Origin of the sequence: Blastococcus sp. TBT05-19, from assembly GCF_003319095.1 — a bacterium.
Taxonomy (GTDB): domain Bacteria; phylum Actinomycetota; class Actinomycetes; order Mycobacteriales; family Geodermatophilaceae; genus Blastococcus.
The window spans coordinates 239,241-251,663 of sequence record NZ_QOHI01000005.1 but is presented as its reverse complement, the minus strand read 5'-3'; the positions used below and the strand labels follow the sequence as shown (position 1 = coordinate 251,663).

The window sequence follows — 12,423 nt, the reverse complement described above, 5'->3', positions numbered from 1 at the left end:
GGCGCAGGTCTCCACCGGTACCTTCCGGAGTGGCACTCCCGGGTCGGCCGGGTGTCCAGATCGTCGTCGGAGGAGGGCCCGCGTGCCGGTCAGCGTCGCCACCCTGCTGGACACCACCTCCCTCGGCCTGGTCCTGCACACGCGCCGGGCGCCGGTCGACCGCCCCGTGTCCTGGGTGCACGTGAGCGAGCTGCCCGATCCCGCCCCCTTCCTCGAGGGCGGCGAGCTGCTGCTGACCACCGGCCTCGCGCTCGCCCCGGAGGACACCGCCGGCTACGTGCGCCGGCTCGCCGCGGCCGGGGTCGTCGGCCTGGGCCTGGGCACCGGCCTCAGCCACGCCGAGGTCCCCGCCGACCTGGTCGCCGCGGCCGACGAGCACGGCCTGGCCGTCCTCGAGGTGCCGCGGCAGACACCGTTCATCGCCCTGACCCGCACCGTGTCCAGCGCGCTCGCGGCCGAGGAGTACGCGGCGGTCAGCCGCACCTCGACCGTGCAGCGCGAGCTGACCCGCGCCGCGGTGGCCCCCGGCGCCCCCGGCACGGTCGTCGACCGGCTGGCCCGGCACCTCGGCGGCTGGGCGCTGCTGCTCGACGCCGCCGGGACGCCGCTGGAGTCCGCGCCCGCCTCGGCCCGGGGACGCGCCGGCGCCCTGACCGCCGCCGTCGACCGCCTCCGCACCGCCCGGCCCCCCGCCGGCGCGGCCCTCACCCAGCCCGGCGAGACCGTGCTGCTGCAGTCGCTGGGCACCGGGTCCCGGGTGCGCGGGTTCCTGGCCGTCGGGCGCCCCGGCCCCTTCCCCGCGGGTGACCGGCACGTGGTCAACGCGGCCGCCCTCCTGCTCACCCTGCGCCTGGAGCAGTCACGCGCGCTGGACAACGGCACCGCGGCGCTGCGGGCGGCCATCCTCCAGCTGCTGCTCGCCGGGCAGATCGGCGCGGCCGCCCCGGTCGTGGCGGCGCTGGGCGAGGAGCTCCCGGACGAGCCGGTGCTGACCCTCACCGTGCTCGGCAGCCCGGAGCAGCGGGCGACGGCGGTCGACGTGGTGTCCGACGCGGCCGCCGACGTCCGGCGGCCCGCGCTCGCCGCCGAGCTCGACGACGCCCTCGTCGTCCTGGTCCCGGCCGACGGGCCGCTCGCCGCGCGGCTGACCGTGCTGCCAGACCGCGTGCCCGGCGTCGTCGTCGGCAGCGCACCGCCGGTGCCGTGGGCCCGCCTGCGCGACGGGGTCCGGCAGGCCCGGCAGGCGGCCGAGCACGCGCGGGCCGCGGGCCGGCCGGCCACCGCGTTCACCGACCTCGCCGGGCAGGGGCTGTCGGCGCTGCTGGACCCGCAGGCGACGGCCGCCTTCGCCGAGGCGGCGCTGGCCCCGCTGGTGGCCGCCGACCGCGCCGGCCCGGGCGACCTGGTCGAGTCGCTGCGCATCTGGCTGGCCGCGCACGGCCAGTGGGAGCCGGCCGCGGCGCGCCTGGGCGTGCACCGGCACACGCTGCGCAAGCGGATCCGGCGGGCCGAGGAGCTGCTCGGCCGCGACCTGGACTCCCCCGGCGCCCGCGCCGAGCTGTGGCTGGCGCTGCACTCGCCGACCGGCTGACGACGCGACCGGCCCGGTCCACCGTGCGGTGGGCCGGGCCGGTTGCGCTCCGCCGCCTCAGGCGAAGGCGGGCATCACCTCGTCGTGCAGCAGCCGCAGCTGCTCCTCCACCGTCGCGACACCGGGGATCTCCCGACCCGTGAAGGTCTTGACGATCGAGGCGTCGGTGATGGCGGCCACGACGTGGTTGACCCCGGCCGGCTCGATCTCCTTGATCTTCGCGGTGACCTCCTCCGGGGTGCCGGCGAAGGAGAGCTTGTCCGCGAGCTCCGGGCTGGTCAGCTCGATGCCCCGGGCCAGGTCCCCGCCGCCGATCGCGTCGATGATCGGCTTGAGCTCCGCCGGGTCGACCCCGTTGCGCTCCAGCTGCTCGGCCGGCATGGAGGAGGCGTAGATGCCGACCATGCTGCGCGCCGCGTCCTTCGCGGCGGCGGAGTCGCGCCCGACCGCGAGGACCACCCAGGCGCCGAAGTCCAGCGTCGTCCAGTCCTTGCCGGCCCGCTCGGCGCCGATCCGCAGGTGCTCGGCGGCGTAGTCGTAGGCCTCGCGGGTGTAGCTGAGCGCGTGGTGGCAGCCGTCGGAGTGCTCGGCCGCCGCCTCGAACGACTTCGGCCCGCGCATCGCGCCCATCTTCACCGGCAGCCGCTCCTGGACCGGCCGGGCGAAGGTGAACAGCCCGTCGTAGGAGAAGAACTCCCCGTCGCGGGTGATCGCCCCCTCGTCGAGGAAGGTGCGGACCACGCCCACCGCCTCGATCACCCGGGACAGCGGCTTGGTCTTCGTCCAGTCCATCTTGTACTGGGCGAGCAGCCCGAAGTTGCCGCTGGAGAGGACCACCTCGGCGCGGCCGCCGGTGAGCTCGTCGAGGGTGGCCGCGGCCTGGGCGATGAGCGTCGGCTCCCGCAGGGTCACCGGCGAGACGCTGGGCCCCATGCGGACGCGCGAGGTCCTCGCCGCGGCCGCGGCGAAGAGCAGCCACAGGTCCTTGTGCCAGGTCTCGTCGGCGGCGTACACCGCGTAGAAGCCCAGCTCGTCGGCCAGCTGGATGGCGGCCAGCGACTCCTCGAGCGAGTAGTCGGGCAACATCGCGTAGCTGAACCTCATCGGATCTCCTCCCGGGCCGCGACGCCGGTGCCGCGGCGGATCTGCTGCAACTGGTGGGCCACCTCGCGGGCGTCGCCCTCGGGGATGTCGGCAGAATGCCGGTCCGGGCGGGCGATGACCAGGTACAGCAGCCCGGTCCCCGCGACGACGGCCAGCCCGATCGCGACGATCCACCGGTCGACGAAGGTCTCGGTACCGGGCGCGGGCTTGAGCAGCAGGATGATGGCGAAGACGCCGTACGCCAGGGCCAGGACGTTGACGACCAGGCCCGCGTTGCCGAGGTTCCACAGGCCGGCGGGCCGCCAGCCCTTGAGCCGCTGCCGCAGCGCCGCCAGCACCACGGCCTGGAACGACACGTAGATGCCGAGCACCGCGAAGGCGGTCACCCGGGCCAGGACGCCCTCCTGGAAGTAGACGAACAGCGCGATGAGCACCGGGACGACGCACACGACGAGCAGCGCGTTGGTCGGGACCGCGTGCCGCGACGAGACGTGGGACAGCCAGCCGCTGGCCGGGAGCATGCGGTCGCGGGCGAAGGCGTAGAGCAGCCGGCTGCCGGCCGCCTGGAGGGACAGCACGCAGGAGAGGAACGCGATGACGATGACGACCAGGAACACCTTCGACCCCGCCGTCCCGAGCGAGCTCTGCAGGATCGAGGGGATCGGGTCGGCGTCCTCCCCGGCGATGATCGCCGGCAGGTCGGGGGCGGCCAGCACGTAGCCGGCGTAGGAGAGGAAGCCGGAGACGCCGCCGACGAGGATGGTGAGGATCATCGCGCGCGGGATCTGCCGGGCGGGGTCGGCGACCTCCTCCGCCACGTCCCCGCAGGCCTCGAAGCCGTAGAAGAGGAACAACCCGGACAACGACGCGGCCAGGAAGACCCCGAGGTAGCCCTCGCCGCCGCCGGCACCCATCGAGTCGAAGAAGACCGAGAACGGCTGCTCGCGGCGGAACAGCAGGAGGAACAGGCCCAGCGCGATGACGCCGACCAGCTCGGCGGCCAGACCCAGCTGCGCGATCCGGGCGAGCGTGCGGGTGCCGCTGTAGTTGACGGCGAAGGCGATCACGAGCAGCGCCACCGCGGTGCCGAGCACCACGCCCGGCGTCGCCTTCATGTCGAAGAGGGCGGCGACGAAACCGCCGCCGAACTCGGCGACGGCGGTGATGGTCACGATGACCGCCCAGATGTAGATCCAGGAGACCAGCCAGGCGTAGCGCCGGTTCCACAGCCGCCGCGTCCACGGGTAGATGCCCCCGGCCAGCGGGTACTGCGACACCACCTCGCCGAAGACCAGCGAGACCAGCAGCTGGCCGGCGCCGACGATGACGATCCACCAGATCGACGGCGGCCCTCCGATGGAGAGGCTGTAGGCGAACAGGGAGTAGACCCCGACCAGCGGCGACAGGTAGGTGAAGCCGAGGGCCATGTTGGCCCACAGGCCCATGCTGCGCTCGAACTCCCCGGAGTACCCGAGAGCGGCGAGCTGGACGTCGTCGTCGTTGGCACCGGCATGCGTTCCGGGTGGCGTCACGGGGTTCTCCTCGGAGGCGCGGAGCGGGCGGATCGACGACGTCGATGTGCCCGCGGTCACAGGGTCCGGGAAAACCTATAGATGCAGAGTTCAGAGGACAAGAGGCTCCGGCGCGGGTTCCGCGCGGCCCGGTCGGCCGGTCAGCGCGCCGCGTCGGCGCCCTCGGCCACCAGGAGCCGCCACGGCGTGCCCGGGACCTCGACCGCGCCGGACGCCGGCGTGCCGGGCGGCAGCAGCTCCCCCACCAGCCGGCGGGGATCGGTGGACAGCACCACCCGGTCCTCGTCGTTGAGCAGCAGGAACGGCGCGGGTGGCCGGCCCAGGCCGTGCAGGAGGTGGGTCTCGAAGCGGCGCACCGGGACGTCGGCCCCGACCACGCCGACGAACTCGCCGTCGACCTCGACCGGCTCGGTCAGCGTGAGCAGGTACCGCCCGGTCCCGTGCACGTCGACGTAGGGCCCGACGACGTGCCGCCGCCCCGTGCGGCGCGGGACCTCGAACCACGCACTGGAGGTGTAGTCGTAGTAGCCCATGCTCGTCGGCCGCAGGTCGGGCTCCAGCGTGCGCAGCCGGCTGTCGCCCTGGTCGAGCTGCCACCACTCCAGCCGCAGCGGCAGCCGCCGCTCGGGGCGGGGCGCGACCACGAGGCCGAGGCCGACGGCGAGCTGCCCGCGCTCGAGGAGCAGATCGGGTACGTCGTCGGCGAGCACGGGCGCCCCGGTCGCGAACCCCTCCCGGGCCAGCGGCCGCAGGGCCGCCTCCCGCACCGCGGCCACGGTGGCGAAGACCCGTTCGACCACCCCAGCGACGGCACCGCCCACCCGCGCCGCCTCGTCGTCGGCCGGGCGGCTCACGAGACCTCCCGTCCGCCGAAGGCCCCGCCGGCCTCCATCGAACCGAGCAGCAGCTCGATCGACCACAGGGTGCGGGTCTCGATGTGCTGCTCGGTCAGCGCCCGGGCACGCGCCGGGTCACGGGCGTCGATCGCGTCCACGACGGCGCGGTGGCCGGCGACGATGGTGTCGAGCAGCTCGGGCGCGTGGGCCGGCGGCCAGGGCAGCTGCCCCAGCTCGAGGTGGAGGTCCATCTCCTGCATGGTGAGGCGCACCGACTGCGCGCAGGCGGCCAGCTCGATGTAGTACCGGCCCTCGGCCCGGCGCTGCTCGGTCACGGACCCGGAGCGCGCCAGGCGGTCGACGATGTCGCGCAGGCGGGCGATCTCGGTGCGCGACGCCCGGGACGCCGCGAGCCGCGCGGCGGCCGAGGCCACCGCGCCGTGGATGTCACCGAGCTCGCGCAGGTCGGTCGTCCCGAGCTCCGACAGGCGCTCCTCCGCCAGCTCGGCGAGGACGTCGTCGCGCGCCTGGACGAAGCTCCCGCCACCCCGGCCCCGGCGGGTCGCCACGAGCCCGAGCTTGCGGAGCTCGGCCAGCGCCTCGCGCAGCGTCATGGTCGAGACGTTGAGCATCGTGGCGAGGTCGGTCTCGGTCGGCAGCTGCTCGCCGTCGCCCAGGAGACCCAGCGCGATGGCGCTCCCGACCCGCCGCACGACGGCCTCGCTGCGCAGCGCGCCGTCGTCGAGCGGGGCGAAGACCGCCCGCCGGGCGTCACCGCTGAGCAGTTGCACGCTCGCCTCCTGGGACCGGGATGCCTCGGATTGTGGCACCACGGTCCCGGCGAGTTAACCGTTGATTCCATAGGTTTTGCCGGATACGGTGACGCCCGTCCCACCCATCCTGTGACGAGGAGCACGCAGTGACACAGGTAGAGCCCGATCGGGCGGCCGGGGCGACCCCTCCGGTCCCCGTCTCCATCGACGCCCTCTCGGAACCGTTCACCCCCGGCGCCCCGTCCAACGCGCCCGAGCTGGCGGACTACCCGGAGCTGCTCGCCGGCCCGGTCCCCCCGCCGGTGCAGGACCCGAAGACGGCCGCGTTCGTGGAGCAGTGGCGCAACACGTCGTACAACTGCTTCTCCTCGGGCCACAAGTTCTGCCGCGAGGTCTGCCCGGTCACCCAGGTCGAGCGCAACGAGTCGTGGACGCCCACCGCCTTCCACGCCAACGTCGTGGCCATGGAGCGCGGCGAGCTCGAGATCGCCGACATCGCCGCGGACTACGTCAACTGCACCCAGTGCGGTGCGTGCGAGCTGCGCTGCCCCAACACGCTCTTCACCGGTGACTTCTACCGGTTCCGCACCCGCACGGTCGACGTCGTCAAGGCGGTGCGCTCCCTCGCAGTGGAGAGCGGCGTGCACCAGCCGAACTGGCAGAGCTGGAACGAGCGCACCGACCTGCGCACGCACGAGCCGGTCCTCGGCGACACCCCGGTCAACCAGGACAAGGTGCGCGACTGGGCCGAGGGGCTCGACATCCCGATCGGCGGGGAGACGGTCCTCTTCGTCGACTGCGAGGCGGCCTTCTACCGGACCTCGGTGCCGCGCGCGGTCGCGCAGATGCTGCAGATGGGCGGCTACGAGTTCGGCCTCATGGAGGACCAGTGGTGCTGCGGCGGCCCGGCCGCCGAGATGGGCTACGCCGAGCAGGCCCAGCGCTTCGCCCGGCACAACCTGGACAACTGGCGGAAGACCGGCACCAAGCGGCTGCTGGTGCTCGACCCGCACGACTACATCAGCTTCACCGAGGACTACCCGAAGTACTTCGGCGAGGAGTTCGACATCGAGGTCGTCCTCGTCATCGAGGTGCTCGCCCAGCTGCTGCGCGCGGGCAAGCTGACCCCCTCGGTCCCGGTCGACCGCGCGATCACCTACCACGACCCGTGCCGGCTCAACAAGCGCAAGGGCATCTGGGCCGAGCCGCGGGAGCTGCTGCGCGCCATCCCGGGCCTGCACTTCTCGGACGTCGACCGGGTCACCCAGTGGTCCTACTGCTCCGGCGGTGGTGGCGGTCTGCCGATCGAGAAGCCGGAGCTCACCGCCAAGATCAGCGCGATGCGGCTGGAGCGGGCCGCCGAGCTCGACGTCGACACCCTCGTCAGCGCCTGCCCGTGGTCGGAGCGGCCGCTGTCGGAGGCCGGCGACGCCGAGGACATCGACGTGGTCGACCTGCACGAGCTGTTCGCCCAGTCGCTCGGCATCACCGTCGGCGGCTCGCGCGGGGAGGTCGGCGACCGCCGGCTGGCCCAGGAGCGCACCGGCGTCCCCGGCCGCGCGCGGCGCGAGCGCGGCAGCAGCCGCGGCGGCTGCGGCGGAGGCGGCGGGGGCTGCGGCGGCGGGTGCGGGAACGGCTCCGGCGGCTGCGGGTGCGGAGGGCACTGACATGACGATCACCGAGCCGATCGGCACCGCGCCGTTCACCACCGAGCCCCTCAGCGACGACCGCCTGGACGCCCTGGTGCGGGCGCTGCGACCGGTCCTCGCCGACGACCAGATCCTCCTGGCCAAGACCGACCGCTACAACCGCGCCCGCGTCCCGGCACCCTTCCCGGTGCACCGGTGGTCCGAGCGCGTGCCCGACGTCGTGGTCATGCCGACCTCCACCGAGCAGGTGGCAGCGGTCGTGAAGATCGCCAACGAGATGCGGATCCCCGTCGTCCCGCGCGACGGCGGGACCGGCCTGACCGACGGGGCGGTGCCGCACCGCCGCGGCATCGTCGTCGACGTCAAGAAGATGAACCAGATCTTCGAGCTCGACCTGCTCAACCGCACGGTCACCGTCGGGACCGGCATCAGCATGATGAAGCTCAACGAGCGCCTGGCCAAGCACGGGCTGTTCTACCCGGACGACCCGGCGAGCTACCCGTGCTCGCTGGTGGGCGGGCGCATCGGCACCAGCGGCTGGTCGCTCATCGGCTCCCGGTACGGGCACACCCGCGACCTGGTGCTGAGCTTCGACCACGTGCTGCCCACCGGCGACGTCCTGCACGTCGGCGACGGCATCGGCCGGAAGATCAGCAAGTCCTCGAGCGGCTACCAGCTCAAGCACCTGTTCATGGGCCACCAGGGCACGCTGGGCATCGCGACCAAGGCGACGCTCAAGCTCTTCCCCAAGCCCGAGGCCGAGCTCTCGCCGTTCTGGGCGTTCGACAACTACGAGGACGCGCACGCCTGCACCGGGGCGCTGGCCCGGGCGGGGGTGGCGACCTTCGCCGGCGCCGTCCTCTTCGACGAGCACAAGGTCGCCTACCTGCGCCGCGACGACGAGGCCTACATCCCGCAGCCCGCCGACGTCCGCGCGCTGGTCTGCTCGGTCATGTACGGCTACGAGGACGAGGTCCGGGCCGGCGGCAAGCGGCTGTTCCGCATCGCCAAGGAGCACGGCGCGCGCTACCTCGGCGACGAGATCTCCGAGGGCGACTGGGCGGCCCGGCACGACCGGTACGCCACCCCGCTGCACGGGCGGACCAAGGACGGCCAGGTCATCCCGATGTCGTGGCACTGCGAGGACGCCGCGGTCAACTTCACCAGCGTTCCGGCGGTCAGCCGCGCCTGGCACGAGATCCTGGCCGACCTCCGCCGGAAGTCCGACGTCTTCGACGACTGGGGGATGTTCGCCTACACGTCGGCGAACACGGGGGTCGACTACCTGACCGAGATCGACGTCGGCATCTGGGAGCAGCGCCTGGACGACAAGGCCTGGGCGGCGTGGGTGGACGCCAAGCGGGCCATCGGCGCGGTGGCCCTCGCCCACGGCGGCTCGATGAGCGCCTGCCACGGCTCCTGCCGCGAGGGCGAGGTCGACCTGGTGCCGCAGGAGCTCGGCCGCGGCTTCGACGTGATGCTCGACGTGAAGCGGTCGCTGGACCCGAACAACATCATGAACCCCGGCAAGTACCTGCTGGACCGCGCGTACGGGAGGGACACGACCGATGAGAACCGATGACCAGCCGACCGGTCCGGCCGCGACCGCGCCGTACCGGTTCGCCGAGCAGCACACCCCGCCGGAGCCGGTGCGGGTGAGCGAGGTGGCGCAGACGACCTTCGAGCACGTCTACGAGGTCGATCCGCGGCTCATGGAGGTGCACGTCCTGCAGCAGGTGTTCCCCAACTGGGACACGCTCCGGATCATGCGCAGCCGGGGGGACCACCTCGCCTGGATGCACGCGCACTTCGCCGAGAAGGTCGTCGCCGGCTCGGAGATCCTGGCCGAGATCGAGCGCGAGCAGGCTCCGACGCCGCCGCCGCGGTAGCTCGATCCCGTCGAACGCGGCGAGGCCCCGGTCCAGGTGGACCGGGGCCTCGTCGTTCCGGGCGGCGTCAGCCCACCGTGCGGATGAGCTTCTTGTTCACGAACTCGTCCATGCCCAGCCGGCCCAGCTCGCGGCCGAAGCCGGAGCGCTTCGTCCCCCCGAACGGCAGCTCCGGGCCCTCGGCGCCGACCCCGTTGATGAACACCATGCCGGTGTCCAGCGCGTCGGCGACCCGCAGGGCCTGCTCCGGATCGGTGGTGAACACGTAGGAGCCGAGGCCGTACGGCGTGTCGTTGGCCAGCTCGATCGCCGCCGCCTCGTCGGCGACGCGGTACACCTGGGCCACGGGGCCGAACAGCTCCTGGGAGTAGACCTCGTTGTCCGGGCGCACGTCGGTGAGGACCCCGGCCGGGAAGTAAGCGCCGTCGCGCTCGCCGGTGACCGCCAGCCGGGCACCCTGGGCCACCGCCCGGTCCACCTGCTCGCCGAGGTTCGCCGCGGCCCGCGGCGAGGAGAGCGGAGCCGCCGGGCCCGCCGCCAGCAGCAGCTCCGAGAACGCCGCGACGAAGTCGTCGTACAGCGCGTCGAGGACGATGATCCGCTTCGCCGCGTTGCAGGCCTGGCCGGTGTTCTCCATGCGCGCCGCCACGGCCGCTTCCGCGGTCGCCCTGACGTCGTCGGTGCTGAGGACGATGAACGGGTCGGACCCACCGAGCTCGAGCACCACCTTCTTCAGGTGGCGGCCGGCGATGGAGGCCACGGCCTCGCCGGCCCGCTCCGACCCGGTCAGCGAGACACCGCGCACGCTGGGTGCGGCGATGATCGTCTCGACCTGCTCGTTGCTGGCGTAGATGTTGACGTACACGCCCTCGGGCGCCCCGGCGTCGCGGAAGATCTGCGCGATGGCGGCGGCCGATTCCGGGCACTGCGGCGCGTGCTTGAGCAGCACGGTGTTGCCGGTGACCAGGTTCGGGGCCGCGAAGCGGGCGACCTGGTAGTAGGGGAAGTTCCACGGCATGATGCCGAGGATCGTGCCGACGGAGGCGCGCCGGATCAGGGCGGTGCCCTCCCCCGAGGTCACCTCGATCTGCTCGTCGGCGAGGAACTCCTCGGCGTTGTCGGCGTAGTACTGGAAGATCGAGGCGGCGTACTCCACCTCGCCGACGCCCTCCTCGTGCGGCTTGCCCATCTCGCGCTCGATGATCCGCGCCAGCTCGTCGGCCCGCTCCAGGTGGAGCTCGCCCACCCGCCGCACGACCGCGGCCCGCTCGGCCGGCGTCGTGCGGCCCCAGCTCCGGTGCGCCTCCGCGGCAGCAGCCACGGCCTGGGCGATCTCCTCGTCGGTCGCGACGGGGAAGGTCGCGACGGTCTCCCCGGTCCGCGGATCCAGCACTGCGTAGTCCATGGTGTTCCTCTCCGTCGGTGTTCCTCGGTGGTCCAGGTGCGGCTGGTGGGAAGTCTCCTCGCCTCCCCCTGCGGCGAACCCTGCCAGGGCCGCCACTGCTGCGACGAGGCCCCGGTCCGATCGGACCGGGGCCTCGCTGCGTCCCGGCCACCCCGAGATCATCAGAGGCGGCCGGGGAGCCTTCAGACGGCGATGCCGGTCAGGACCAGCACGCGCTCCTCGGTGAGGTCCTCCATCGCGGCGTGCACGCCCTCGCGGCCGGTGCCGGAGTCCTTCAGCCCGCCGTAGGGCATCTGGTCGGCGCGGTAGCTCGGCACGTCGCCGATGATCACCCCGCCGACCTCGAGCTCCTGGGCGGCCCGGAACGCCAGCTGCAGGTCGCGGGTGAACACGCCCGCCTGCAGGCCGAACCGGCTGTCGTTGACCCGGGCGAACGCCTCGTCCACGGAGTCCACCGTCTCCAGCACGACGACCGGGCCGAAGACCTCCTCGCAGGAGACCTTCACGTGGGCCGGGACGTCAGCGAGCACGGTCGGTGCGTACGAGGAGCCCTCCCGGGTGCCACCGGTGAGCACCGTGGCGCCGGCGGCGACGGCCTCATCCACCCAGCTCTCGACCCGGCGGGCCGCCTGCTCGTCGATCAGCGGGCCCACGTCGGTGGCAGCGTCGGTCGGGTCACCGGTGACCAGCTTGCCGACCGTCTCGACCACGCGGTCGGCCAGCGCGCCGGCGACGTCGCGGTGGGCGAAGACCCGCTGCACGGAGACGCAGGACTGCCCGGCCTGGTACATCGCGAAGGTCGCGATGCGGGTCGCGGCCCAGTCCAGGGCTGCGTCGTCCTGGTCGGGGGCGACGACGACCGCCGCGTTCCCGCCGAGCTCCAGCGTCACGTGCTTGCGCGGGGCGGACTCGCGGATGGACCAACCCACCGGCACCGACCCGGTGAAGGAGACGACCGGGAGCCGGGGGTCGCGCACGAGCTCGGCGGCGACCTCGTTGGGCACCGGCAGCACCGACCAGGAGCCGGCCGGCAGGTCGGTCTCGGCGAGGATCTCCCCGAGCAGCAGCGCGCTCAGCGGCGTGGCCGGGGCGGGCTTGAGCACGATCGGGGCGCCGACCGCGATCGCGGGGGCCACCTTGTGGGCCACCAGGTTCAGCGGGAAGTTGAACGGCGCGATGCCCAGGACCGGGCCGCGCGGGGCTCGCCGGACCAGCGCCATGCGGCCGGTCGCCGCCGGGTCGGTGTCCAGGCGCTGCAGCGACCCCGACCAGCGGCGGGCCTCCTCGGCCCCCCACCGGAACGTCGAGACGGCGCGGGTGACCTCCAGCCGCGACCACTTGAGCGGCTTGCCCGACTCCGCCGTGATCAGCGCGGCGATCTCCTCGGACCGCTCGGCGAGCCGGCGGGACACGTGGTCGAGAGCCGCGGCGCGCACGTGCGCGGGCGTGGCGGCGCAGACGGCGCGGGCACCGTCGGCCGCGGCGACGGCGGCCTCCACGTCCTCGGCGGTGGCGTTGGTCGTGCGGCCCGCGAGGGCGCCGTCGAAGGGTGAGCGCACCTCCAGCACGTCGGTGCCGGTCGCCGCCCGGCCCGCGATCCAGTACGGGGTGGTGGTCATGGGTCCTCCTCGGGGTCTGCGGCTG

General features: G+C 73.5%; 10 protein-coding genes. 4 read left to right on the top strand and 6 right to left on the bottom strand.

Features of this window, described 5'->3' with window-relative positions; all coding sequences use genetic code 11:
- The first annotated feature begins 82 nt into the window (after positions 1 to 82).
- The gene (locus DQ244_RS14845) at positions 83 to 1,591 is read left to right on the top strand and encodes a PucR family transcriptional regulator (protein WP_199580419.1); all 1,509 of its coding nucleotides are present in this window, start codon (positions 83 to 85) and stop codon (positions 1,589 to 1,591) included.
- A gap of 57 nt (positions 1,592 to 1,648) precedes the next feature.
- On the opposite strand, the gene DQ244_RS14840 is transcribed toward DQ244_RS14845, so the two are convergent.
- The 4 genes from DQ244_RS14840 to DQ244_RS14825 all read right to left on the bottom strand — a co-directional run bounded on the left by DQ244_RS14840 (position 1,649) and on the right by DQ244_RS14825 (position 5,854).
- Complete coding sequence (locus DQ244_RS14840) at positions 1,649 to 2,695, bottom strand: LLM class flavin-dependent oxidoreductase (protein WP_113812248.1); 1,047 nt, start codon at positions 2,693 to 2,695, stop codon at positions 1,649 to 1,651.
- Complete coding sequence (locus DQ244_RS14835; protein ID WP_199580418.1) at positions 2,692 to 4,227, bottom strand: APC family permease; 1,536 nt, start codon at positions 4,225 to 4,227, stop codon at positions 2,692 to 2,694. Before DQ244_RS14835 ends, DQ244_RS14840 begins: the two co-directional genes overlap by 4 nt.
- Positions 4,228 to 4,367: 140 nt before the next feature.
- Entirely contained in the window at positions 4,368 to 5,081 is a 714-nt protein-coding gene (locus DQ244_RS14830) for a cache domain-containing protein (RefSeq protein ID WP_113812247.1), read from the bottom strand.
- Complete coding sequence (locus DQ244_RS14825; RefSeq protein WP_113812246.1) at positions 5,078 to 5,854, bottom strand: FadR/GntR family transcriptional regulator; 777 nt, start codon at positions 5,852 to 5,854, stop codon at positions 5,078 to 5,080. Before DQ244_RS14825 ends, DQ244_RS14830 begins: the two co-directional genes overlap by 4 nt.
- Before the next feature lie 128 nt (positions 5,855 to 5,982).
- Between DQ244_RS14825 and DQ244_RS14820 the strand changes: the two genes are divergently transcribed.
- From DQ244_RS14820 to DQ244_RS14810, 3 genes are read left to right on the top strand one after another with little or no spacing between them, the layout of a single operon-like run.
- Complete coding sequence (locus DQ244_RS14820; RefSeq protein WP_199580417.1) at positions 5,983 to 7,503, top strand: (Fe-S)-binding protein; 1,521 nt, start codon at positions 5,983 to 5,985, stop codon at positions 7,501 to 7,503.
- Position 7,504: 1 nt separating this feature from the next.
- Positions 7,505 to 9,067, top strand: coding sequence for an FAD-binding oxidoreductase (locus DQ244_RS14815; protein WP_113812245.1), 1,563 nt, complete (start codon positions 7,505 to 7,507; stop codon positions 9,065 to 9,067).
- Positions 9,054 to 9,374: a hypothetical protein gene (locus DQ244_RS14810; protein WP_113812244.1), complete on the top strand. Its 321-nt coding sequence runs from the start codon at positions 9,054 to 9,056 to the stop codon at positions 9,372 to 9,374. Before DQ244_RS14815 ends, DQ244_RS14810 begins: the two co-directional genes overlap by 14 nt.
- Positions 9,375 to 9,441: 67 nt before the next feature.
- On the opposite strand, the gene DQ244_RS14805 is transcribed toward DQ244_RS14810, so the two are convergent.
- Both DQ244_RS14805 and DQ244_RS14800 read right to left on the bottom strand, forming a co-directional pair.
- Positions 9,442 to 10,779, bottom strand: a complete 1,338-nt coding sequence (locus DQ244_RS14805; RefSeq protein WP_113812243.1) for an NAD-dependent succinate-semialdehyde dehydrogenase — start codon at positions 10,777 to 10,779, stop codon at positions 9,442 to 9,444.
- Positions 10,780 to 10,961: 182 nt separating this feature from the next.
- Positions 10,962 to 12,398, bottom strand: a complete 1,437-nt coding sequence (locus DQ244_RS14800; protein WP_113812242.1) for an aldehyde dehydrogenase family protein — start codon at positions 12,396 to 12,398, stop codon at positions 10,962 to 10,964.
- Positions 12,399 to 12,423: the final 25 nt, after the last annotated feature.